Annotated in this window: 19 protein-coding genes; 8 read left to right on the top strand and 11 right to left on the bottom strand. The window is 65.6% G+C overall.

Annotated elements, in window-relative coordinates:
* Position 1 precedes the first annotated feature (1 nt).
* From DBR47_RS05815 to DBR47_RS05795, 5 genes are all read right to left on the bottom strand, one after another.
* Positions 2-967: a Tim44 domain-containing protein gene (locus DBR47_RS05815; protein WP_231512147.1), complete on the bottom strand. Its 966-nt coding sequence runs from the start codon at positions 965-967 to the stop codon at positions 2-4.
* Positions 968-1,087: 120 nt separating this feature from the next.
* Entirely contained in the window at positions 1,088-1,855 is a 768-nt protein-coding gene (locus DBR47_RS05810; RefSeq protein ID WP_124447884.1) for an SDR family NAD(P)-dependent oxidoreductase, read from the bottom strand.
* A gap of 2 nt (positions 1,856-1,857) precedes the next feature.
* The gene (locus DBR47_RS05805) at positions 1,858-2,490 is read right to left on the bottom strand and encodes a DUF938 domain-containing protein (RefSeq protein ID WP_124447882.1); all 633 of its coding nucleotides are present in this window, start codon (positions 2,488-2,490) and stop codon (positions 1,858-1,860) included.
* 3 nt (positions 2,491-2,493) lie between these two features.
* On the bottom strand, positions 2,494-3,129 hold the full coding sequence (locus tag DBR47_RS05800; RefSeq protein WP_124447880.1) for an RluA family pseudouridine synthase: 636 nt from the start codon (positions 3,127-3,129) through the stop codon (positions 2,494-2,496).
* 9 nt (positions 3,130-3,138) lie between these two features.
* The gene (locus DBR47_RS05795; protein WP_124447878.1) at positions 3,139-3,630 is read right to left on the bottom strand and encodes a tyrosine-protein phosphatase; all 492 of its coding nucleotides are present in this window, start codon (positions 3,628-3,630) and stop codon (positions 3,139-3,141) included.
* Between the two features lie 199 nt (positions 3,631-3,829).
* Here DBR47_RS05795 and DBR47_RS05790 point away from each other — a divergent pair, with 199 nt between their 5' ends.
* Positions 3,830-5,062 carry an MFS transporter gene (locus DBR47_RS05790; RefSeq protein ID WP_124447876.1) on the top strand — a complete coding sequence of 411 codons (1,233 nt, stop codon included), beginning with the start codon at positions 3,830-3,832 and terminating at the stop codon, positions 5,060-5,062.
* Entirely contained in the window at positions 5,059-5,706 is a 648-nt protein-coding gene (locus tag DBR47_RS05785; protein WP_124447874.1) for a metalloregulator ArsR/SmtB family transcription factor, read from the top strand. The genes DBR47_RS05790 and DBR47_RS05785 overlap by 4 nt, the downstream gene beginning before the upstream one ends.
* On the opposite strand, the gene DBR47_RS05780 is transcribed toward DBR47_RS05785, so the two are convergent.
* The 4 genes from DBR47_RS05780 to DBR47_RS05765 all read right to left on the bottom strand — a co-directional run bounded on the left by DBR47_RS05780 (position 5,670) and on the right by DBR47_RS05765 (position 13,070).
* Positions 5,670-6,404, bottom strand: coding sequence for a TVP38/TMEM64 family protein (locus tag DBR47_RS05780; protein WP_124447872.1), 735 nt, complete (start codon positions 6,402-6,404; stop codon positions 5,670-5,672). The two genes, DBR47_RS05785 and DBR47_RS05780, sit on opposite strands and share 37 nt — an antisense overlap.
* A gap of 2 nt (positions 6,405-6,406) precedes the next feature.
* On the bottom strand, positions 6,407-10,627 hold the full coding sequence (locus tag DBR47_RS05775; RefSeq protein WP_197046886.1) for a non-ribosomal peptide synthetase: 4,221 nt from the start codon (positions 10,625-10,627) through the stop codon (positions 6,407-6,409).
* Positions 10,618-12,435, bottom strand: coding sequence for a patatin-like phospholipase family protein (locus tag DBR47_RS05770; protein WP_124447868.1), 1,818 nt, complete (start codon positions 12,433-12,435; stop codon positions 10,618-10,620). Before DBR47_RS05770 ends, DBR47_RS05775 begins: the two co-directional genes overlap by 10 nt.
* Before the next feature lie 215 nt (positions 12,436-12,650).
* Entirely contained in the window at positions 12,651-13,070 is a 420-nt protein-coding gene (locus DBR47_RS05765; RefSeq protein WP_124447866.1) for a hypothetical protein, read from the bottom strand.
* A 329-nt stretch (positions 13,071-13,399) separates the two neighbouring features.
* On the opposite strand from DBR47_RS05765, the gene DBR47_RS25340 reads away from it, so the two are divergent.
* Entirely contained in the window at positions 13,400-14,842 is a 1,443-nt protein-coding gene (locus tag DBR47_RS25340; RefSeq protein ID WP_124447864.1) for a methyl-accepting chemotaxis protein, read from the top strand.
* Positions 14,843-14,850: 8 nt separating this feature from the next.
* Here DBR47_RS25340 and DBR47_RS05755 read toward each other — a convergent pair whose 3' ends face one another.
* Both DBR47_RS05755 and DBR47_RS05750 read right to left on the bottom strand, forming a co-directional pair.
* Positions 14,851-16,746: a ferrous iron transporter B gene (locus tag DBR47_RS05755; protein WP_124447862.1), complete on the bottom strand. Its 1,896-nt coding sequence runs from the start codon at positions 16,744-16,746 to the stop codon at positions 14,851-14,853.
* Positions 16,739-17,020 (bottom strand): FeoA family protein, encoded by a 282-nt coding sequence (locus DBR47_RS05750; protein WP_124447860.1) that lies wholly within the window; start codon positions 17,018-17,020, stop codon positions 16,739-16,741. Before DBR47_RS05750 ends, DBR47_RS05755 begins: the two co-directional genes overlap by 8 nt.
* Positions 17,021-17,456: 436 nt before the next feature.
* Here DBR47_RS05750 and DBR47_RS05745 point away from each other — a divergent pair, with 436 nt between their 5' ends.
* The 5 genes from DBR47_RS05745 (at position 17,457) to cdd (ending at position 22,668) form a co-directional block, all read left to right on the top strand.
* Complete coding sequence (locus DBR47_RS05745) at positions 17,457-18,446, top strand: BMP family protein (RefSeq protein ID WP_124447858.1); 990 nt, start codon at positions 17,457-17,459, stop codon at positions 18,444-18,446.
* Positions 18,447-18,537: 91 nt separating this feature from the next.
* A complete protein-coding gene (locus tag DBR47_RS05740) occupies positions 18,538-20,151 on the top strand; it encodes an ABC transporter ATP-binding protein (protein WP_124447856.1) in 1,614 nt (537 codons plus the stop codon).
* Positions 20,148-21,272: an ABC transporter permease gene (locus tag DBR47_RS05735; protein WP_124447854.1), complete on the top strand. Its 1,125-nt coding sequence runs from the start codon at positions 20,148-20,150 to the stop codon at positions 21,270-21,272. The genes DBR47_RS05740 and DBR47_RS05735 overlap by 4 nt, the downstream gene beginning before the upstream one ends.
* Positions 21,265-22,254 (top strand): ABC transporter permease, encoded by a 990-nt coding sequence (locus DBR47_RS05730; protein WP_124447852.1) that lies wholly within the window; start codon positions 21,265-21,267, stop codon positions 22,252-22,254. Before DBR47_RS05735 ends, DBR47_RS05730 begins: the two co-directional genes overlap by 8 nt.
* Complete coding sequence (cdd, locus tag DBR47_RS05725; RefSeq protein WP_197046884.1) at positions 22,255-22,668, top strand: cytidine deaminase; 414 nt, start codon at positions 22,255-22,257, stop codon at positions 22,666-22,668. It begins immediately after the preceding gene.
* Positions 22,669-22,684: the final 16 nt, after the last annotated feature.

Below are 22,684 nucleotides of genomic sequence, written 5' to 3'. Positions count from 1 at the left end.
TTTAGTTGCGGGCCTGAATGCCGGCAATCGCCCACTCGCGGCTTTCGTCCAGCGGGCGCACCAGGTGCCAGACCTCGTCGAAGTTTTCGGCCGCAGCCTCGCTCTGCTCGCGGATCAGGCCCCAGAAGCGCACGCTGACGATTTGCTGGCCGTTTTCTTGAGCGCGCTCGACGATTTGCGCGTCCAGCTGCAAGACATCGGTGCGTTGTGCGGCGCCCTTGCGATCGAGCACTTCTTGCTGCACCACACCGAACATTTCGGGCGTCGTGAAGCGGCGCAAATCGTTCTGGTCACCCGCATCGTTGGCGGCTTGCAGGCGGATGAAGACGCGCTTGGCCAGTTGCTCAAAGCCGGCTGTGTCAAAACCATCGTTGAGCGGCGCGGCCGGGCTATTGCCAGCGGCCAGTGGCGTTGCGGCGGCGCTAGGCGACAGGCTGTTGAACAGATTCATGCTGGGCGCTGCCACGGGCTGGGCCTGAGTGGGCGTGGGCGTCGGCGTGCTGGCCGGGAAGGGCGCACCCGCGCCGGCGAACTGCGGGCCCGAGTGTATGCCCTGGGATTTGCCCTTGTTGGCGGCAAAACGGCGCATCAGGAAGCCAATCAGCATGAAGGCGGCGAAGCCGATCAAGAGCATGGTCATGATATTGGCCAGGGCGCCGCCCATGCCAAAGTGGCTGAACAGGGCTGCTATACCTAGGCCGGCGGCCAGGCCGGCGATGGGGCCCATCCAGTTGCGCTTGGGTGCGGCAGCGGGCGGGGTGGCCATGGGTGCGGCAGGTGCGGCTTGTTGGGGGGCAGCTTGCTGGGCGGGCGCGCCTTTGCTGGCGTCATGCGGCTGAGTCGGAGTCGCCCGCTTCATGCCGGAGGATCCACCGCCGCCCAGGCGCTTGGCGTGGGCGTCAAATGAGGCGACGCCCAGTGCGCAAACGGCAATCAAAGCTGACAGAACAATACGTTTCACAAACATCTCCTGGTCGCCGCAAGGGCCTGAACACGGCCAATGCTGGCCTTGGTGCAAAAGTGGGGCCAGGGTAAGCGATTTCAAGTCGGGGTCGTTCGGCTATCGCCCCGCACAAGCACTCTCGTCTCAAGCATCCCGCACATCGCCCAGGACGGCGTTGCCGAAATCGGGTCTGGCCAGGAATTTGAGCACCTTGGCCGCCGCGTCCTCAGGGCTGCTGAGCTGGCCGGCGCTCTTGAAATTGGCGAACACCGCCTGATCGGGGAACTTGGCCGGGTCGCCGCTGCGCAGTTGGACCTGCATGTCTGTGTCGATGATGCCGGGGGCGAGGGACACGATGGCAGCGCCGTCCGGTTTGGCGGCTTCGTCCAAGGCCATGGCGCGGGAGAGATTGTCCATGCCGGCCTTGGCCGCGCAGTAGGCGGCGGCACCCGCCATGGCGCGACGGCCCAGGCCCGAGGAGATGTTCAACACCCGTCGCTCACGCCCCAGGCTTGCCGTGCCGCGCAAGAACACGCTACTCAGCAAGAGGCAGGCTTCTAGGCCCACGCGCAAGGCATTGGAGAGTTCGATCAGGGAGGCTTCGTCCACCGGGCCAGGCGTGGCGACCACGCCGGCGTTATTGATCAAGGTGGCTTGGCTGAAGCGGTGTTTGGGCTGGGCCTCCAGCCATTGCTGCAGGGCCTGGGCCGCGGCCAGAGGTTCGGCCAAGTCCATTTCCCATTGCTCCAGTCCGGCAGCGAGGGCAAGGGCAGCTGAGGCTAGCCCGGTGCTGCGCTTGCGCGAGATGCCGATCACCAGATGCTCAGGCCGCAGCAGCTGGCGCGCGATGGCCTCGCCCATGCCGCGCGAGGCGCCGGTGATGATGAAGAGTTTTTGGGCTTGTTGCGTCATGTTCAGGCTCCTGGTGTGTGCTGGGCTTGGAACACCAGCAGCAAATTGTTGGCGGGCATGTTTAGGCGTTGCGCAAGATGCAGACCTTGCTCGGCGGCGATCGCTTCAATATCGCTCAGATGGCGCAGGCCCCAGGCCGGGTTGCGCGCACGCAGATCGGCATCAAAAGCGAGGTTGCTTGCTGCGGTGGGCAGGCCCTCGACGATGAAGGGGCCGTAGACGATCAGCTGGCCTTGTGCGCGTAAATGCTGGGCCGCGCCCCGCAGCAGGCTGCGCGCGCTGTCGGCGCCCGAGATATGCAGCATATTGGCGCAGAAGATCGCATCCAGCTGGCTGTGGCTGGCGGGCAGGGGCCAGGGGTTTTGGCTAACGTCCAGCTGCAGCGGGGCGGGACCCTGGGGCCACCAGTGGGGGATGGAGGCCAGGGCGCTGGCATCGGGGTCCGAGGCCAGCCATTGCCAGCCCGGCAGCAGCGCGGCGAAATGCGTCACATGCTGGCCGCTGCCGCTGGCAATCTCGAGTGCAATACCTTGCGGCGGCAGCAGGCCCAGCAAGGCCTCGCCGATCGGCTGCTTATTGCGTTCGGAGGCCGGTGAGTAGCGCGCCGCTGGGTGGGTGGGTTGGGTGGCTGACATGGTTCAAAACTCCGGTGGGCAATCAATCTGCAGCCCCCATTCGGGCAGATACAGGCTGCGGGCATGCAAGCACATGCGCAGGCCCGGCACTGCGGCGGCCGGGGGCTGGTCTTGCGGGCTGCTGTAGAGCGTGTCGCCCACGATGGGGTGACCCAGGGCCAGCATATGCACGCGCAGCTGGTGGGTGCGGCCGGTCAGGGGTTCCAGCAGCACGCGGCTGTTGGGCCCCTCAAAGCCAAGTAGGCGGTAGCGAGTCTGCGAGGGCTTGCCATTTGCGTGATCAATCTTTTGCCGCGGGCGGTTGGGCCAGTCGGTCAGCAGGGGCAGATCCACTGTTTGCCAGTCGGTGCCCCTCTGCAAATGCCCTTGCAGCAGGGCCTCATAGCGTTTGTGCACCCGCCGCTCGGCAAAGGCGAGGCTCAGCTCGCGTTGCGCATCTGGGCCGCGGGCCAGCAAAAGCAGGCCTGAGGTGGCTTGGTCCAGGCGGTGCACGATCAAGGCCTCGGGGTGCTGCAGCTGCACCCGGTGAATGGCGCAGTCCTGCTTGTCCAGCCCGCGGCCGGGCACCGACAGCAAGCCGGCGGGCTTGTTGATCAGCAGCAGTTCATCGTTGATGAAAAGGGGCGGCAAGGCCTGCATTGCTGAGTGTCAGAACTGGTCCACCCAGCCCGATTGCAGGGCGGATTGCGGATTGGCACCCGCCGCCCGCACCGCGCGCAATGCCTCCTCGCGTTCCAGGCCCAGGGACTTCAGGACACAGGCCGCCACCGTGCCGGTGCGGCCGATGCCGGCGGCGCAATGCAGCAAGACCTGGTCGCCCAGCTTGAGGCTGTGGCAGATCTGCTCCACCCCCTGGCGAAAGGCTTGTGGGTCGGCGCCCAGGCCGAAGTCACGCATGGGCAGATGCTGCCAGCGAAAGGGCAGGCGCCCCTCGGCAATCGCCTTGTGATAGCTGGGGGAGAGCTGGGCCACCTCCTCCAGCGGGTTCAGGCAGACAACCAGACTGAGCTGGCGCAGGCGCGCCTCATCCAGAAACGCTCCCCAGGACTCCAGCCGGCCCGGCATGGACTGCAGCCACAGGCGGCCGCTGGCGGCGGCTGGGCTGCTGGAATTGGGGAGTGGCAAGGGACGGAATGGCATGGCAAGTCAAAGCTGTGTTGCGGGCTTCGCCCAGGCAATTGCTGGGCAAATACGCGCGCATTGTGCCCCGGTGTGGAGGCGGGCGGCCGAAGCCTGGGGGCGCAAGAAGGCCTGCTGCTGCCGCTGTTAATCAACAAAATGTTTATTTATTGAGAGGGCCGTGGCAGGATGGCGGCCAGAAATACAGAGAAGGCGTTCGATGGTCGGCAGTTCCACTCCCTTGCAAGTCAAACACCCGACCTGGGTTTTGCTGGCCATTTGCGCCATGGCCTTGATGAGCACGGCCGGCGTCGCCATGCCTTACCCCATCCTGGCACCTATTTTTGTCGGCGGCCCGGTGGATGACTTCACCCACTTTGCCGGTCTGGAGCCCAAGTTTCTGATGGGCGTGGCCCTGGCGGCTAATCCCCTCGGCATTCTGATCGGCAGCTTGTTCATCGGCCCCATGTCGGACCGTTACGGTCGCCGCACGGTGCTGGCAGTGACGCTCAGCGCCACCTTGCTGGGCTATCTGGCCACGGCTCTGGCCCTGGGTGAGCGGGCCTATCTGCTCTTCGTGCTGGCCCGCTTCGTCACCGGCCTGACCGAAAGCAATGTGGCCGTGGCCCGCGCCTTGCTCGCCGATATGCATGAGCAGATCGATCGCACCCGTGGCTTTGCCTGGCTCAACGCCTGTCTGTATATGGGTTGGTTGCTGGGCCCCTTGGTTGGCGGCCTGACGCTGCCGCTGGGTGAGCCCGTGCCCTTCGTGCTGGCCGGCCTGGCCATGCTGCCTTGCCTGCTGGTTTTGCTGATGTGGGTGCCGGGCCAGCGGCCGGGTGAGCAGCAGGTCTGGTCCTGGCAGGCCTTGTGGTCGCAGCAGGCTCTGGGCCTGCTGGCCAAGGACAAGGCCTTGCTGGCGCTCTTCATGGTGCAGCTGGCCTATACGGCCGGCATCAATGCCTTGTACGAGTTTGCACCGCTGTGGATGTGGGAGAACCTGGGTTTGGACAGCCGCGGCATCGCCTGGGTGACGGCGGCCCAATGTGCAGCCATGACCCTGGCCAGCGTGGTGGCCGGCAAGCTTAAGGCCAGTGCCCGGCCGCTGCGGCGGGCCGCCATGCTGGCCTTGTGTGCGGCCCTGGGCCTGAGCCTGCTGGCTTGGCTGCCGGGCGCCCAGGGCGTGGTGGCCATCGTGATGCTGGGTGTGCCGCTGGCGCTTTACAACGCGGTGCTGCCGGCCTGGGTGTCGGAGCGCTTTGCGGCCTACGGCCAAGGCCGGGTGATGGGCTTGCTGTCCACCGTGTTCTGCATGGCCAATGTGATGGTGGCCCTGGCAGGCGGCGCGATTGCGGTCTTGTCGACCCGCTGGATCATGGGCTTAGGAGGCCTGACCTGTGTGCTGGCTTCGCTGGCCCTGCTGCGCCTGGCGCGGCTGGAGGCTGCAAGATGAAGGGCCGCGCCGAGCAATTATTGTTTGAGCTCAAAAGCCGTGGCCCCCAGCCCGCCGCGACCTTGGCCGCCGCTTGCGCCATCACCCCCATGGGCGCGCACAAGCAGTTGCAGGAGTTGGCCCAGCAAGGCCTGGTGCAGGCCCAAGACGAGGCCCGTGGCGTGGGGCGGCCCACCCGGGTCTGGCGCTTGAGCGAGGCCGGCCATGCACGCTTCCCGGATCGCCATGCCGATCTGACCCTGGCCTTGATCCGCCATACCCAGGAGCTGCTGGGCCAGGAGGCGCTGGATCGCCTGATCGCGGCGCGTGAGCAGGCTTGCGAGGCCCAGTACCTGGCCCGCATGGCGGGCAAGCGCAGCCTGCTCGCTCGCGCCCAAGCCCTGGCGGCTGCGCGCACGGAAGAAGGCTATATGGCCCGGGTCGAAGTTCAGGGCCGGGGCATGAGTCAGGTCTTGCTCTTGATCGAGGACCATTGCCCCATCTGCGCGGCGGCACGTGAATGCCAGGGCTTTTGCCGCTCGGAGCTGGCCTTGTTTCAGCGCTGCCTGGGTCCACAGGTGGAAGTGCGGCGCAGCGAGCATCTGCTGGCGGATGGGCGCCGCTGTGTTTATGAGTTAGTCAGGCGTTCCGATTCGCCGGTGTGAGGCGAGCTGGCCCTGAGCAGCCTTACCCAGCGCCTTGCCAAGTAAGCGGCCAGCGCAATCAGGCCCGCGGCCAGACCGAGCAAGGCATACAGGGCGGGGCCGGGCTGCTGCAGGGCTCGCAGCAAATCGTCCAGAAAAAAGGCCATCACCAGGGTCGAGGGCAACATGCCCAAGGCCGTGCCCAGCAGCATCTGCCACAGGCGGATATGGGTGGCACCGGCGACCAGATTGACCAGGGCAAAAGGGGCGATGGGCACCAGGCGCAGGGCAATGACGGCCAGCAGGCCGCGCTGACCCAGGCCCTGGCTGATCTGATTGATGCGCGGGCCGCCGATGCGGCACAGAGCCTCATGGCCGAGCAGCTGACCCAGGCCATGGCTGAGGCCGGCGCCCAGCAGGGCGCCGCCCATGGCGCAGAAGAAACCCGTTAGCGGGCCAAAGGCGGCGATCACCAGCAGACTCAGCAGGGTCAGGGGGATGGCCAGGCACAGCGCCAGGCCAAAGCCCAGCACGGTCCAGGCCGGACCTGTGGCTTGGCCCAGGGCCTGCAGGCGCGGTAGCAGCAGAGCCGGGCTCAGGCTTTGGCGCAGCGGCGTGCTGGTCCAGGCCAGGGCGAGGGCGGCGAGCAGGACAAGGCAAAGGGCCAGCGTCAGGAGCCGGCGTCGCAGGCGGCGACGCTGAAGGATCTCGACTGACATGCTCAGGCGCTGTGGCTCAGCAGGCCGCCGTCCTGCTGCATGAACTCGCGCAGGCAGGTGGCCAACTCTTCTACATGCTGGGGCTCAAAAATAGAGCCATGCAGGCCGCTGATCTCGCGCGTTTGCATGCTCTTGGGCATGCTGCGCTGCCAGGGTTGGAAGAGCAGGCGATTCCAGCTGGCCAGGCCGGAGGATTTGACCAGCAAGACCTGACCCTCAAAGCGTGGGCAGCGAAAGCCGCGCAGGGCCAGCACCTGGCTGACCAGGCCGGGGTCGCTGAACATGGCGCCCAGGCGGCGGCCATTCATGCTGAGTTCTTGCACATGCAGCTTCTGCACCAGCCAGCCCAGGGTGCGCCAGGAGGCGGCGCCGCCAAACATGGCCTCGGGGTGGATGGTGTCGAGCAGAATCAGGCCGCGCGGCGGGTGGCCGCGGGCCTGCAGCTCCAGGGCAGTGGCGATGGCGGTGATGCCGCCCACCGAGAAGCCCGCCAGCCAGCCGGGCTCCGCCCCTTGGGCCTCGATGCAGTCGGCGTAGATCTTGGCGAACTCCGGCATGCTGGCTGGTGCCGGGTCCAGCGGCGCTTGCAGCATGAAAAGATTGGCGTCGCCCCTCAGCGCCTGGGCGAGGTTTTGCAGGCGCATCACATCGCCATGGCCCGAGGAGGCCAGGAAGAGCGAGGGCGCGCCCGAGCTATAGCCCATGGAGCGCAAGATGCCGGGTCGTGCCTGGGGGGCACTGAGCGCCTCGGCCAGCTGGGCGATGGTGGGGTGCTCGGTCAATAGCTGCAGGGGCAGGCGGCGGCCCAGATGCTGCTCCATCGCATCCAGAATGCTCAGCGCGGCCAGCGAGTCGCCACCCAGGTCGAAGAAGTTGTCATGCATGCCGACGGCGGGCAGGGTCGCGCTGCCTGGCACTTGCAAGGCCAGCTGCCATTGCTTTTGCAGCTCGCGTTCCAGGCTGCTGCTGGCCTCGCGCTTTTCCAGCTTGACGCTGATGGCCTGGGGCGCGGGCAGGGCCTTGTGGTCGATCTTGCCGTTGGCGGTGAGGGGCAGCTGGGCCATCAAGGTGAAGCTGGTGGGCCGCATATAGTCCGGCAGCCGGGCGCGCAGGCCGGCCTGCACTTCGGGCACGCTCAGGCCCGCGTCCGCCGCCAGCCAGGCGTGCAAGAGAGCGCGGCCCTGGCTCTCGATCTTTTTGGCCACCGCTTGCTGCACGCCGGGCACGGCCGTGCAGGCGGCCTCGATATCACCCAGCTCGATGCGGTAGCCGCGCAGCTTGACCTGGCGGTCATCGCGGCCCGAGAAGTGCAACTGCCCCAGGGTATCCAGCCAGCCGCGGTCGCCGCTGCGGTAGATGCGCCCACCCGGCACAAAAGGGTCGGGCAGAAAGACCTGGGCCGTCAGCTCCGGCTGGCCCAGATAGCCGCGGGCAACCGCCTCGCCACCGATGAAGATATCGCCCACCACGCCGAAGGGCTGGGGCTGCAGCTCGGCGTCGAGGACGTAGATGCGGGTGTCATCAATCGGCCGACCTATGGGCAGGTCTTCGCTGAGTTCGCCGCGGATCAGGCCCTCGTGTTCTTGACTCAGCCCCAAGCTGCTCGCCTCGGCAAAGGGCGGCGCGCCGGGCTCGTCCTGCTTGCACACACAGCACCAGGCGGTGGCAAAGATGGCGGTCTCGGTGGGGCCGTAGACGTTGTAGAGCCGCACGCCGGTTTCGCTGACAAAGCGCTGCGCCAGCTCGGGCGCCAGCACCTCGCCGCCGCAGCAGGCCACCCGCAGCTTGAGCTCTTGCTTGCCCCGCCAGGCCGCCAGCAGGCCGGTCAAGGTGGTGGGCACAAAGGCGCTGAAGGTGGCGCCGTGGCGCAGGATGAATTCGGCCAGGCGTTGCGGATGCAGGCGGCCGGGCGGGGGCAGGGCGATGCTGGCGCCTTGGGTGAGCGGCAGCAGCAGCTCGATCAGCGAGGGGTCAAAACCCAGCTGTGTGCCCTGGGCGGAGCGGTCGTCGGCATGAATGTCCCAGGCGCGGGACAACCAGGCCAGGCGGCGCGACAAGGTGCCGTGATCGATCATCACCCCTTTGGGGCGGCCGGTGGAGCCGGAGGTAAAGAGCACATAGGCCAGGTCCTCGGGCCTGGCCTTGGCCCAGGTCCAGAGCGAGGAGTTATTGGCCTCGCTGCCCTCGCCGGGCGGCAGAGGCGGGCTGGGGCTGAGCGCGGCGAAAGTCTCCACCGGCTCGCGCACGCTGGGCAGGCGCAGGCAATGGCTGTGCAGGCCGGGTGAGTCAGACAGGGCGGCCGGCATGCTGGCATCCACCAACAGGGCCACCGCCTCGCTATCGAACAAGATGCCGGCCAGGCGGGCCTGCGGCATCTGCGGGTCCAGGGGCAAAAAGGCCGCACCGGCGCGGGCAATGGCCAGCAAGGCCACCACCATCTCGGGCGAGCGCTCGACGCCTAAGGCCACCACTTTGTTGCGCGCCGCGCCCAGCAGGCGCAGGCGGCCGGCCAGGGCTTCGACGCGCCGGGCCAGGGCGGAGTAAGTCATCTGCCCCTCGTCCCAGACCAGGGCGCAGGCCTCGGGGCGCAGCGCGGCCTGGTGCTCGAACAGGTCGATATAGGGTTGCGGTGTTTCCAGCTGGGCGAGGTTCTGGTGCAAACCCTCCAGCAAGGCCCAGCGTTCGGCGGCGGGCAGCAGGTCGATTTGTTTGAGCCGGGCCTGGGGTTGGCGCACCAGGGTTTGGGCCAGATGCCAAAGCCGGCGTCCCAGCATGGCGGTTTCGGCCTCGCCAAAGCACAGGCGGCTGGACTCCAGCACCATCTCCGGGTCGGCCTCGCTGTCGAACTCGCAGACGCTGATGGCCAGGGGGTAGCGCGCCTGGCCGGCAAAGAGCTGGCGCGATTCCAGCAACTGCGCCTCGCCAAAGTTCAGGTGGTAGTCCTGACGCTCGAAGGACAGCAGCACGTCCAGCAGGCTGTCGCGCCCCTCTCGCATCAGTTGCAGGCGGTGGCTCAGCTCGCTCAAGGGGTAGCGCGGGTGGCGCAGAGCCCCTTGCATTTGCTGCTGGACCTGGGCCAGCAAGTCGGCCGCGCTGGCCTGCGGGTCGACCCGGATGCGCAGGGCCAGAATGCCCACAAACATGCCCGGCGTCTGGCGGTAGCGGCGCCCAGCCCGGTTCAGGCTGGGCACGCCGATCAAAACCGATTCGCGCTCTTGCGTGCGTGCGAAATAGAGCGCCAAGGCGGCCAGAAAGCAGCTGAAGGGCGTGGCGCCCAGGGCCGCCGCTTGCTCCTGCAGCGCGGCGTAGTCGCCCCTGGGCAAGGCCTGGGTGATGACCTGTGCGGCGGGCAGGGTCTTGGCCTTGGCGGCGCTGCGGTGGCCGCGCGGGGTGATCAGGGGCTTGGGCAGCTCGCCCAGCTGTTGCTGCCAAAAAGCGGCGTCACGCTCGAAAGCGGCTGAGTTTTGGTAGGCCCGAGACTCCTGTACAAAGGCCTCGTAACTGGCCTCTTGCAAGGGGCTGGTCGCTGGTCGGGTGGCGGGAAAGGTCTTGACCAGATGGTGCAGATCCAGGTGGTAGTCGGCTTCCTGCTTGGCGCGGTCTTGCGGGCCCTGGCCCACACACTGGTAGAGCTCGGCCCAGGCTCGCATGACCTGGGTGGTGCCCCAGCCGTCCATCACCAGGTGGTGGAACTGGATGGTCAGGCCATGCAGCTGATCACTGTAGCGCAGCAGGGCAAAGCGCCAGGGCGGTTGCCCGTTCAAGACAAAGGGCTCGCGCATGCGGCTGTTCCACCAGTCGCGCATGCTCTGCCGGGCGGCAGCTTCCTGCTCGGCGGCCGAGGCGCTTTGCAGCAGGGCGGCGGGCAGGTGGATGTCTACCGTTTCCAGTCGTGGCTCGAAAAAAGGCAGCAGCTGCTGGGTGCCGTCGGCCAAGGGCGCCAGGCGCAGGGCGTCGTGCTGGGCCACCAGCAGGCGCAGGGCTTGTTGGAAGCGGGCCAGGTCCAGTGGGCCTTGCAGAAACGCGCCGCCACCGATGTTCAGATGGCTGCTGCCGGGCCAGGCGCGTTGATCCAACCAGACCTCACGCTGGCTCAGCGACAGCGGCAGGATGTGGCTGGCATCGCCCCAGGCAGGCCCAGGCGCAGGCGCTGCGGGCTCGTCACCGCCTGGACGCTCACGCTCCGGGGCGGCATGGGGGAGTGCCGGTGAGTTCAAGGCCATTCTTTGTGCTGCTCCCATTGCCCGATCTTCTCCATCGCGTAGCGGTAACCGACCTCGGCGATATCGGCAGCCTTGGCATAGGCCATCAGTGAAAAATCCCCCACCGGGGGTTCCAGATAGTGGTCGGCCTGGGAGATGGTGCGAAAGCGCTGGCTCTGCCCGCCCACATGGCCGGCGGTGTAGAGGATGTCGGCAATGCCCGGCGAGGCCGGCGCCCCGGCCGAGAGCATGCGGCGCAAGGTGCTTTTGAGCGTCAGCCGCTCCAGCCCAGGGTCGGCGCAGAGCTTCTCCCGCACATCGACATCGATGGCGATGATGCTGCCGTTGCCACGCCGGCGCTCCAGCGGGGTGCCCAGGCGCATGCGCATGGCCTGCACCGGCACGTTTTCCAGAATGGCGCCGTCGACCAGCAGATGGCCGTCTTGCAACACCGGGGGGAACAGCCCGGCCGGCGAATTGCTGGCCAGCACCGCACGCCACAACAGACCTTGGTCCAGCACCGTGGTCTTGCCCAGGCTGAGATTGCAGGCGGCCGAGAAAAAGGGGCGCCACAGGGTCTCGATGCTGCGCTCGCCAAACATGCGGCGCAGATCACGCTCGACCCGGCGGCCCCCCACCAGGGAGATCAAGGGCAGGGTGGGGCGCTCACCGCCGGTGGCGAAGGCGCGGGTGTCGCGCAGGATTTGCTCCAGGCTGCGGTCGCAGGCCAGTTGCGCGCCGATCAGGGCGCCCATGCTGTTGCCGCCAATCAGGTCGATGGGGATATGCGCCTCGTTCAGGGCCCGCACAATGCCCAGATGGGCAAAGCCGCGCGCACCGCCTCCGCCCAACACCAGGCCGACGGCGCTGCCGGTCAGGAAGCGAGCCAGGCGGTGGGCGTCGGTGCGGCGACCCTGGCGCAAGGGGTAGACGCGTTCCAGCGAGCGCCCCTGCAACCAGGGCCCGGGGGCGGCGGGCAGGGCCGCGTCGGCGGCGTGCATCAGCACCAGATGCTGGCGTTTGAGGGAAAAGCCAGCCTCTTGGCTGAGGCTGGCCTCCAGCGGCCCAGGCCTGGGCGAGGCCTGGGCCGAGGCCAGAAAAACGACCTGGTCGGCTTGGCGTAGGGCGAAGCGGGTCCAGGCCACATCCTCGTGGCTGGTCTCAAACAAGATGAATTCGTGCGCTTCCTCCAGCCTCGTCATGTCCAGATTGCTGCAGGGCTCGCCATTGAGCAATTGCTGGCCATGGGGCGATAGGCTGAGATGGGCCGTGCGGCCCAGATGCGCAAAACTCAGGCTCAGATCCTGGGCCAGACCGCTGGCCGCGGCCTCGGCATGCAAAGGGCAAAGGGCAAAGGTCTGCGCCAGGCGCTGATGTTCGGCGCTGGGTTCGCTGTTGTGGCGCATGCGGTCGTAGACGGCCTGCAAGAAGGCCTGGCTGAGCTCCAGGGGAAAGCGCAGCAGCAGGGCTTCATAGGACTTGCGGCTTAGCAAGGCCAGACGGGAGTCGCGCAGGGCGCTGACGTCCTGGGCGCGCGGCTGGCACAGAATCATGCCCAACTCGCCAATGCTTTGGCCGGGCTGAATCTGGTTGTAGAGCAGGAGATGGCCGTCGCGGTCGTGGCGAGAAACGCGCAGGCCGCCGCTGATCACGAAGACGATGCTGTCCGAGGGCTCGCCCTCATGCAAGACGGCTTCGCCACCGTGGACCTGGCGGGGTTCCATGACGTCGGCCAGCGCCTGCAGGATCTCCTCGCGCAAAGCGCCGAAGACCGTGCTGGATCGCAGCACTTCAACCACACGAACACGAAAGCTCAGCGGATGCTCCATGCGCTGAGTCTAGTCCCGGCTATGCGGGGAGCGCCGCGTTAAATAGAGCCGGAATTGGGCTCAATCCGGGCTTCAAAAGCCGGGCGGCTTGTGCTGGATTGCGGGGTTGGCTGGGAGTTCAGCCTTGCTGCTTCTGCACTCACTCAGCTGCCCCGCTGGTATCACGGGGCATCCTTCACTAGCCACAACTTCCTTTACGGAAGCTGTGTGCGAGTTCAGTCTTTCAGCAGGGCCGAGCGGACGGCGGAGATGGATTCGCTCAGCTTGGTCTTGGCCAGAGTCTGGCACTGCTCCAGCGAGGAGGCGCTTTGCATGCCGTAGGTGGTGGCTGTCTTGGCCGGTTTGAAGGCCAGGGTCTTGCCATTGCGGGGCATCATCATGGTGCGGGCGGTGATGACGCAGTTCTGGTCCTTGTCCATGCCGCCTTCGACCTCGGTCACGAAGCCCCATTTTTTGACCGGGTAAATCTTGCTCAGCTTGGCCGGCAAATCGGCCTCCCACAGGGCTTGGGCCTTGGCCTGGTTCATCAGGATTTCGGTCGAGTGGTCCACCACCAGATAGGCCGGTGCAGCGGCGGCAAAAGCTTGGCCTGCGCAGGTCAGGAGCAGGGCGGCGAACAGTCGTGTAGCTTGCATGGGGAAACTTTCTTGGGATCGCTGAAATTGAAATTCGGGGCCAAGTGCAGCAGGCGCACGGCCGGCGGACTCGAATTTGATTGTATGAAGGCCGCAAGGCAGAAATGAGCCCAGCCTGCGGTTTCCTGCTCGGCGTAAATACCTAGGAAGGCAGCCTTTTCAAGCCGGGTGGCGCTGGGCTTGGGCCGGTGGTGCGACTTTCAAAGCCAGGGCCTTTCGAGTTCAGCATTTCGAACTGATGCCGAAAAAAGCCGGAAATTTGTCCTTTGGCCCGTTTGTTCTCGAAGTTATTCTGCGTCGATAGACCTTGTCAGTTGGAAGGGAACATGATGGCTACAGTGAGTATTGGCTCAGCCGCCCAGCAGCAGCCCAGTGACGTTCAGGCGAAGGCCTGGCGGGCCGCCGACCGTATTGTCCTGAGCGCATTGGGCTTGCAGTTTGGCTTGAGTTTGGCTCTAGGCTTTTACTGGGGCACGGTTGGGCTTGCACTCGCTTGGAGCCTGCCTATATTGCTGTTAGCTGGCCTGGTCTTCGGCCTGGCGGGCGGGCGCCTGCTGAGCGCCAATGTGCTGGCGTTTCTGTCCATGAGCATGGTGGCCGTGCATATCCAGTTGGCCCGTGGCATGACCGAGTTCCATTTCGGCGTTTTCGTGACCTTGGCCTTGATGTTGGTGTATCGGCATTGGTCTCCTATTTTGGTGGCGGCCGCCACCATCGCGGTCCACCATCTTGTGTTTGATCGAATGCAACTGGCCGGCTACGGCGTCTATTGCATGCCGGACCCCAGCTTTGCACGCGTGCTGATCCATGCGGGTTTTGTGGTGCTGCAAACTGTGCTGCAGGTCTTCATCGCCAAAGGCATGGCATCACGGGAGCGGGAGCAGCAGCAGTTGGAAGCCATGGTGCGGCGGTTGACGGCCGACGATCGGGTGAATCTGGAACGCTTTAGTGGCCATGTCGCAGACGGGATGAGCGCACAACTGGGCGGCGCGCTTCAGCGAATTCGACTGGTCATCGGCCAGGTGCGTGACGCGGCCGATAGCATTGGGACGGCCAGCGCTGAGATTGCCAGCGGCAATCAGGACCTTTCCAATCGGACGGAGCAAACGGCATCCAGTCTGCAGCAGACGGCTTCCTCGGTGGAGCAATTGACCGGTGCGGTTCAGGCCATGGCACACACGGCGCGTGAGGCCAACGGTCTTGCCGATGCCGCATCCAGCTCGGCCGCGCATGGCGGACAGGTCGTCAGCAAAGTGGTCAGCACCATGCAGGCCATTGATGCCAGTGCCAAGCGCATCGCGGATATCACCGGCTTGATCGACAGCATCGCGTTTCAAACCAATATTCTTGCGCTCAACGCGGCGGTTGAAGCCGCTCGTGCGGGCGAGCAGGGCAAGGGGTTTGCGGTCGTGGCAACCGAGGTGCGCAATCTGGCGCAGCGCAGTGCGCAGGCGGCCAAGGACATCAAGGGTTTGATCAGCGAGTCCGTCGAGCAGGTCGAATCGGGCGCTCAATTGGCCGAGCAGGCCGGTAGCGCCATGCGTGAAATCGAAAACTCGGTCCAGCACGTGACTCAGCTGATCTCGGGCATTGCGATGTCGTCGGCGCGCCAAAGCGACGATATCGCCACCGTCAACGGCACGCTGGCCCAACTGGATCAGGTCACCCAGCAGAACGCCGCCTTGGTTGAGCAGGCGGCGGCTGCGGCTGAGAAACTGCAGGATCAGGCGAAGCGGCTACAGCAGGAGGTCATGGTGTTCCAGCTGCGCTGATTCGCCCATCAGGAGGCTGCGCCAATCAGATAACTGCTGAGGTGGTAGGTGATGAAAGAGGCCAGATAAGCCAGGCCGAAAAGATAGGCTGCCATCACCAGAGGCCAACGCAGGCCGCCGGTTTCGCGCTTTGCGGCGGCCAGGGTCGCCATGCATTGCGGGGCGAACACAAACCAGGCCAGCAAAGACAGGGCCGTGGGCAGGGACCAGGTCTGGGCGATGATGGGGCTGAGAGCCTGGGCGGCATCTGTGCCGCTGGCCGACAGGGCGTAGACCGTGCCCAGGGCGCTGATCACCACTTCGCGCGCGGCCAGGCCGGGCACCAGGGCCAGGCTGATCTGCCAGTTGAAGCCGATCGGCTCAAAGAGTAGGGACAAGCCACGGCCCAGATAGCCGGCGATGCTGTATTCAATCGGGCTGCCGGTGGCACCCGTCGGCGGGCCCGGGAAGCTGGACAGCAGCCACAGAATCAGGGTCAGGCTGAGGATGATGCCGCCGACCCGCTTGATGAAGATCATCGCGCGCTGCCACAGGCCGATCAGCACATTGCGGGCGTCGGGCCAGTGGTAGCTGGGCAGCTCCATCATCAGGGGGCGCACCTGGCTGCCGGTGCTGAGTTTCTTGGCGATCCAAGCCACCACCAGGGCGCCCAGGATGCCGGCCAGATAAAGGCCGAACAAGACCAGGCCTTGCAACTCCAGCCCGCCCCAAATTTGGCGCTGTGGAATGAAGGCGCCGATCAAGAGCGCGTAGACGGGTAGGCGGGCCGAACAGGTCATCAGCGGCGCGATCAGAATCGTCACCAGGCGGTCGCGCGGATTGGCGATGGAGCGGGTGGCCATGATGCCGGGGATGGCGCAGGCAAAGCTGGACAGCAGCGGAATGAAGCTGCGGCCGGACAAGCCCACGCTGCCCATCAAGCGGTCCAGCAAAAAAGCAGCCCGGGGCAGATAGCCGCTCTCTTCCAGGATCAGGATGAAGAAGAACAGGATCAGGATTTGCGGCAAAAAGGCCAAGACGCTGCCGGCGCCGGCCAGCACACCGTCGGTGATCAGGCTTTGCAGATAACCGGCCGGCAACACTTGGCTGACCTGGGCGCTGAGCCAGGCGATGCCGGCTTCGATCGCGTCCTTGGGTGCTTCCGCCCAGGAGAACACGGCCTGGAAAAGCAGGAACAGAACGAGGGCAAGAATCAGTGGCCCGGCCACCGGATGCAGCAGCACGCGGTCTGCCTTGTCGCTAGCCAGATCGGGTAGTTGGCTGTCCAAGCCCAGTTTCTGCAAGATCTCGCGCACCACCGCGTGGTCGGCTTCGGGGCTGTGCTCGGGTTCGGCCCCGTTTGGGGTGTTGGCATGGGCGGCTTGCCAGATTTCTGTCTGGTCGAGCAGTTGTTTCAACTCGTCCACGCCCTCGCCATGGGTGGCCACAGTGGCGACGACAGGCACGCCCAGGGCCTTGGAAAGAGCCGCCGGGTCGATCTTGAGGCCGCGCTTGGCGGCCAGATCATTCATGTTCAGCACCGCCACGCAGGGCAGGCCTAGGCGTTTGACGGCCAGCAGCAGGCGCAGATTGCGGCGCAGATTGGTGGCGTCCAGCACGCAGATGACCAGATCGGGCCGACGTTCGCCCTTGGCCCGGCCGGCCAGCACATCGCAGGTCACGCGCTCATCGGGTGAGCGGGCGTGCAGGCTGTAAGTGCCAGGCAGGTCCAGCAGGCGCAAGGCCTTGCCGGCGCCGCTGATCAAGCGGCCCTCCTTGCGTTCCACCGTCACGCCGGCGTAGTTGGCGACCTTTTGGTGGCTGCCGGTCAGGCGGTTGAAGAGGGCGGTCTTGCCGCAGTTCGGATTGCCCACCAGGGCCAGCAGGGGGCCGGCCTTGTGGACATGGATGACGGCCTCATGCATGGGCGGCTCCCGAGCTAGTCGTAGGAGCGCAAACACGCACGCATTCCGCCTCGGCACGGCGCAGGGCAAAGGTGGACTGGCCGATGCGCACCACCAAGGGGTCGGCGCCGGGGAGGCCGCGTGCCATCACCCGCACCGCTTCGCCGGGCAAAAAGCCTATCTCTTCCAACCATTCGGCCCACTCGGGGGCGTGGGCGGGTGCGGCAATGGCCTGCACCCGCAAGGGTTCGCCAATGGCGGCCTGGGCAAGACTGGCGGGAGTGACAGCTGACATGGAGTGGGCCGGGGCGGCCGCCAGGGCATGGCAGCTGCCGATCAATTAAGAATGATTCTCATTGTATGCCTGCGCTGGGCACCCATATTGAGGTGCGTCAAGCGCACGCCTGTTCCGGTCTTGGGCGGCGGCGCCTCGGGTTTGCCTGGCAGGAAGCGGGGCTGATTTCCTTGCCGGTTTTGAGAGTCAGCCCCGGGCCTGCCCGCATCAAACTGGGGGCTTGGCAAGCGGATGACAAAAGTCGATAAACACGGGCGCGCAAACGTTTTAGTGTTTCTACTCCGCTGTCGATACACTGGCGCTTCTTACAATGTGCTGCGCGCGATTCGGATCAAGCCTTGGCCCGAAATCGGTCCGAATCACGAATTCCTTCTGCAAGAGGTGCAGTTTCGCCTCTTGCTCAGCCTTTCATCCTCTGCCAGCTCCCGCCACCGCCATGATTGCTTCCCACTCGTTCACACGTGCCGCAGTGACTCTTGCTCTGACGGCCGCCGCCTGCTCCGCCCAGGCGCAGTCCCAACCTGCCGTGATCTTTGATATGGGGGGCAAGTTCGACAAGAGCTTCAATGAATCGGCCTACCGCGGGGTGGAACGCTGGAAGCAAGAGACCGGCAAGCCCTATCTCGAGTTCGAGATCAGCAACGACACCCAGCGCGTGCAGGCGATCCGCCGCATGGCCGAGCGTGGCGCCAGCCCCATCATCAGCGTTGGCTTCGCCCAGGCCTCGGCCCTGGCCCAGGTGGCCAAGGACTTCCCCAAGACCCAGTTCGCCATCGTCGACGCCAAGGTCAATCTGCCCAATGTGCAGTCCCTGCTGTTCAAGGAGCATGAAGGCAGCTATCTGGTGGGCGCCATGGCCGTGCTGGCCAGCAAGACCGGCAAGGTCGGCTTTGTGGGCGGCATGGACATCCCGCTGATTCGCAAATTCCAGTGCGGCTACGAGCAGGGTGCCAAGGCCACCAATCCCAAGGCCGAGGTTTTCTCGAACATGACCGGCACCACCTCCAGCGCCTGGAACGACCCGACCCGTGGCAGCGAGTTGGCCAAGGCCCAGTTCGCCAAGGGCTCGGATGTGGTCTTTGCCGCTGCGGGTGGCACGGGCTCGGGCGTCTACCAGGCCGCCAAGGACGCGGGCAAGCTGGCCATCGGTGTGGACAGCAATCAAAACCATCTGCAGCCCGGCACCATGCTGACCTCCATGGTCAAGCGGGTGGACGTGGCCGTTTACAACGTGCTCAAGGGCTGGAAGCCCGGCATCAGCGATCTGGGCCTGAAGGAAGGCGGCGTGGACTACGCCCTGGATCAACACAATGCCAAGCTGGTGACGCCCGCGCTCAAAGCCAAGGTCGAGGCCATCAAGGCAGACATCGTCTCGGGCAAGATCAAGGTGGTGGACTTCATGGCCACCGGTTCCTGCAAATACTGAAATCGAATCACCGGCGGAGGCTTGTTGGGCATCGCTGCTCTGCAAAGCCTCCTTTTTCTTGCCCGCCCGGCATTCAATAAATCCATAGCGCATGAGCGAATCTTCAACGGCGAATCACCGGCCTGTGGCCTCGGCTGGGCGCTCGCCCGCCGTCCGCCTGATAGCGATCTCCAAGCGCTTCGGCGCGGTGCAGGCTAACCGGGAAGTCAATCTGACGATTGAGCCCGGCACTGTCCATGGCCTGGTGGGCGAGAACGGCGCGGGCAAGAGCACGCTGATGGCCATTCTCTACGGCTACTACCACGCCGATTCGGGCCAGATCGAGGTGAACGGGCGGCCCGTCCAGATCCACAACAGCCATCAAGCGATTGATCTGGGCATTGGCATGGTGCATCAGCACTTCATGCTGGTGGACACGCTCACTTGCCTGGACAACATCATGCTGGGCGCGGAAGGCGGCTTCTTCCTGGCCCCCTCCAAGGCCAAGGTCAGAGCCAAGCTGGAGGCGCTGATGCAGGAGTCCGGCCTGCATGTACATCTGGACGCCAAGGTAGGCGATCTGCCTGTGGGCGAGTTGCAGCGCCTGGAGATTCTCAAGGCCCTGTACCGCGGCGCCAAGGTCTTGATCCTGGACGAGCCCACCGCCGTGCTGACCCCCCAGGAAACGCTGCAGCTCTTTGAGACCCTGCGCCGCCTGAAGGAAAAGTCCGGTACGACGATTTTGCTGATCACCCACAAGCTCAAGGAAGTCATGTCCTTGTGCGACACCGTCACCGTCATGCGTGCCGGTCAGGTCATCCACACCACGGCCATCGGCGACACCAGCCCCGAGGCCTTGGCCGAGGCCATGGTGGGGCGCAAGGTCAATCTGGGCCGTAAGGCCGGTGCCAAGCCAAGCGGCGAGCAGATCCGCCTGCGTGCCACCGGCCTGAACCTGCGCGCGGCCAACGGGGTCGAGACGCTCAAGGACGTCAGCCTGGCCCTGCATGCGGGCGAGATCGTTGGCGTGGCCGGTGTTTCGGGCAACGGCCAGACCGAGTTGCTGGAGCTGCTGTCCGGCATGCTGGCACCGCAGAGCGGCCTGCTGAGCCTGGGCTCGCAACAGTTTGATGCGGCGGCCGGCCCGTGGTTGACGCCCGGCTTGGCGCGCGAACTCAAGCTGGCCCATGTGCCGGAGGACCGCCACGCCTGCGCGATGGTGATGAACTTCCCGGCCTGGGAAACGGCCGCGCTGGGCTACCAGGCCCAGGCGGCCTACCGCCGCGGCCCGGGCGGTTTGAGCATGAATCATGCGGAAATGCGTGCCCAGACCGCGCAGATGCAAGAGCGCTTCGATGTGCGACCGCGCGATGTGAATCTGGGTTCCTCCAAGTTCTCCGGCGGCAATCAGCAAAAGCTGGTGTTGGCGCGCGAGATCGGCCAGGCGCCCACCGTCTTGCTGGTAGGCCAGCCCACGCGCGGGGTGGACATCGGTGCGATCGAGTTCATCCACAAGCAGCTGCGTGATCTGCGCGATGCCGGCTGCGCCGTCTTGCTGGTCAGCAGCGAGCTGGACGAAATCCTGGCCCTGGCTGACCGCGTCATCGTGATGAATAGCGGGCGCATCACCGGTGAGCTGGGCATTGAAGACTGCGATGAAAAGAAATTGGGACTGTTGATGGCTTCGCAACATGAGAGCGCTGAAGCGGGAGGGCAGGCAGCATGAGCCAGGCCAAGACATTGCCCCGCTGGATCGATGTGGGCTTGCTGCCCTTGTGGAATTTGGCCGTCGCCCTGGCCGTGGCTGGGCTGGTGGTCTTGGTCATCGGCCAAAGCCCCTGGCAGGCCCTGACGGTCTTGCTGCACGGAGCCCTGGGTAGCGCCCGTGGCATCGGCTACACCCTGTACTACACCACCACCTTCATCTTCACCGGCCTGGCCGTGGCCGTGGCCTTCCACGGCGGCCTGTTCAATATTGGCGGCGAGGGCCAGGCGACCTTCGGCGGCCTGGGTCTGGCTTTGGTGGCTTTGCTGCTGGGGCCCCATCTGCCGGCGATTGTTTTGCTGCCCTTGCTGGTGCTGGCTGCCGCCCTGTTTGGCATGGTGTGGGCGGCCATCCCCGGCTATTTGCAGGCCTGGCGCGGCAGCCATATCGTCATCACCACCATCATGTTCAACTTTCTGGCCGCCAGCCTGAACGTTTACCTGCTGGTGAACTGGCTGCGTCCCTCGGACAGCATGTCGGTGGAAAGCCTGGAGTTTGCGGCCTCAGCTCGCATGCCCAGCTTGCACAGCCTGGCCGCCCTGGTCGGCTGGGAGCTGCCGTCCTCGCCGCTGAATCTGAGCCTGCTGCTGGCCGTGCTGGCCTGCTTTTTCGTGCACTGGTTTTTGTGGAAGAGCGGGGCGGGCTATGTCTTGCGCGCCGTGGGCAGTGCGCCGCGGGCGGCGCATTACGCCGGCATCAAGCCGCGCTGGCAGGTGCTCTTGGCCATGGGGCTGTCGGGCGCCTTGGCGGGCTTGGTGGCGGTCAATGAAATCTCCGGCGTGCAGGGTAAGCTGACCCTGGACTTTGTGGCCGGCGCCGGCTTTACCGGCATTGCCGTGGCCTTGATGGGGCGCAATCACCCGATCGGCATCGTGCTGGCTTCGTTGTTGTTTGGCGTGCTTTACCAAGGCGGCGTCGAGCTCTCGTTTGAGCTGCCCGGCTTCAGCCGCGAAATGGTGGTGACGGCCCAGGGCCTGATCGTGCTGTTCGCCGGTGCCATGGCCACCGTCAGCGTGCCCCTGTTCGTCAAGCTTGTCGCGCTGTTTGACGCTTCAAAAAAGAAGGAGAGCCTCCATGGATGAGGTCTTGATCGGCTCGGTGCTGGCCTCCACCCTGCGCGTCACCACGCCCTTGCTGCTCTGTGCCCTGGCGGGTTTGCTGAGTGAGCGGGCGGGGGTGGTGGACATCGGCCTGGAAGGCAAGATGCTGTTCGCCGCCTTTGCCGCTGCCGCGGCCGCGAGCGCCAGTCATTCGACGGGGCTGGGCATCATGGCCGCCATCGCCGTGGCCTGCGCCATGTCCATGATCCACGGCTTCGCCTGTGTCAGCCACAGGGGTGACCAGGTGGTGTCGGGCGTGGCCCTGAATATGGTGGCCGCAGGGCTGACCGTGGTGCTGGGTATTGCCTGGTTCCAACAAGGCGGCCAGACCCCGCCGGTGGACGCCAGCGTGCGCCTGACCGGCCTGGTCCCCAGCTGGAGCGAGCCCGCCGCCGCGCAATCGGATCTGGGTAACTGGGTCGGTGCCGTGCTGGGCCATGGGGTCTTGAGCCATAACGTCTTGGTGTATCTGGCTTTTGCCCTGGTGGCCGGTGTGTGGTTCTTTATGGAGCGAACCCGCCCCGGCCTGCGCCTGCGCGCCGTGGGCGAGAACCCGGCCATGGTGGACGCGGCCGGAGTGTCCGTCGCCGGTCTGCGTTACTCGGCCCTGCTGATGAATGGGGTGTTGTGCGGCCTGGCCGGCAGCTATCTGACCCTGGCCCAGAACGCCTCCTTCTCGCCAAACATGACGGCGGGCCGTGGCTATATCGCCCTGGCTGCGCTGATCTTCGGCAAGTGGAAGCCGGTGCCTACGATGCTGGCCTGTCTGCTCTTCGGCTTCCTTGATGCCCTGGCCATTCGCATGCAAGGTGTCAGCCTGCCGGCGGCCTTGGGCGGTGCCGAGGTGCCGGTGCAAGCCATCCAAGCGCTGCCCTATCTGCTGACGGTCGTGCTCTTGGCGGGCTTTATCGGCCAGGCCCTGGCGCCCAAGGCTCTGGGCCTGCCCTATGTGAAGGAGCGCTGATTGAATATTTCGGCTGAGCTTCAACAGCGCTTGCTGGAGGCCTCCTTGGCCGCCCGCGCGCATTCGCATTCGCCTTACTCGCGCTATGCCGTGGGCGCGGCGATTCTGGACGAGCAGGGCCGCATCCATGTGGGCGCCAATATCGAGAATGCGGCCTATCCGCAAGGCTGGTGCGCCGAGGCCACGGCCTTGGGCGCCATGATGATGGCGGGCGGCCGTGAGGCCCGCGCCGTCTTGGTCAGCGGCCCCGGGCCCGACATCATCACCCCCTGCGGCGGCTGCCGCCAAAAGCTGCGCGAGTTTGCGCAGCCCGAGCTGCTCGTCATTGCGGCCGACCCGGGCGGCATTCGCCAACACTGGACCCTGGCCGAGCTGCTGCCCTTCAGCTTCGGTCCGGGCCATTTGCGCCCCTAAATTTTTCTAAGTGAGA

Origin of the sequence: Paucibacter sp. KBW04, from assembly GCF_003852425.1 — a bacterium.
GTDB lineage: Bacteria > Pseudomonadota > Gammaproteobacteria > Burkholderiales > Burkholderiaceae_C > Paucibacter_A.
Note: the sequence above shows the minus strand (reverse complement) of the source record. Positions and strands in the feature narration are given on the sequence as shown.